The organism is Mycobacterium angelicum (assembly GCF_002086155.1).
GTDB classification, from domain to species: domain Bacteria; phylum Actinomycetota; class Actinomycetes; order Mycobacteriales; family Mycobacteriaceae; genus Mycobacterium; species Mycobacterium angelicum.
On the sequence record NZ_MVHE01000244.1, the window covers coordinates 1 to 586 of the forward strand.

The 586-nt window shown below is 64.0% G+C and carries 1 protein-coding gene; it reads right to left on the reverse strand.

The annotated features are described in order from the left end of the window. The coding region (locus BST12_RS29215; RefSeq protein ID WP_342746522.1) for a peroxidase family protein at nucleotides 1–586 on the reverse strand (586 nt) is incomplete at both ends.

A 586-nucleotide genomic window follows, 5' to 3' on the forward strand; every position in this document is an offset into this window, starting at 1 on the left:
GTCCTTGGCGGTGTATTGCCAAGCGCCAGCAGGGCTCTTCGTCAGCTCCCACTCGTAGCCGTACAGGATCTCGAGGAAACTGTTGTCCCATTTCGTCGGGGTGTTCGTCCATACGACCTCGATGCCGCTGGTGATCGCGTCCTTACCGGTTCCGGTGCCATACGAGCTCTTCCAGCCCAAGCCCATCTGCTCCAGCGGAGCAGCCTCGGGTTCGGGGCCGACCAGATCGGCCGGGCCGGCGCCATGGGTCTTACCGAAAGTGTGACCGCCGACGATCAGCGCCGCTGTTTCGACGTCGTTCATGGCCATGCGCCGAAACGTCTCGCGAATGTCGACCGCCGCGGCCATGGGGTCCGGGTTGCCGTTCGGCCCCTCCGGGTTCACGTAGATCAGCCCCATCTGCACCGCGGCCAGCGGGTTCTCCAGATCCCGCTTACCGCTGTAACGCTCATCGCCGAGCCAGGTGGCTTCCTTGCCCCAATAGACCTCATCGGGCTCCCACTGGTCGACCCGGCCGAAGCCGAACCCGAACGTCTTGAAGCCCATCGATTCCAGCGCGCAGTTGCCGGCGAAAACAATCAGGTCC